Consider the following 257-nt stretch of genomic DNA (forward strand, 5'->3'; position numbering starts at 1 on the left):
TATCAAAGCTGATCAGCAGCCTTTTGACCTGATCGAACTGGGAGCCGGAGATGCGATGAAATCTACTTATCTTTTAGAATACCTTATCGAAAAAGGAAATGATTTCACCTATATGCCTATTGACATATCCGGAAATATTCTTTCTGTGCTGAAGGAAAACTTGAAAAAGAAGTTGCCTGATATGAATGTTTTGCCACTCGAAGGAGAATACTTTCAAATGCTGGAAAAGGCAATGACGCTTTCGTCAAGAAGAAAAG

1 protein-coding gene is annotated in these 257 nt (G+C 38.5%); it reads left to right on the forward strand.

The window, feature by feature from the left end; genetic code table 11:
• Positions 1-257 (forward strand): L-histidine N(alpha)-methyltransferase (locus ACPYOJ_RS35845; protein WP_481420455.1); only part of this gene is annotated, 257 nt, incomplete at both ends.

This window comes from Rhizobium sp. SVR5-9E, from assembly GCF_056755095.1.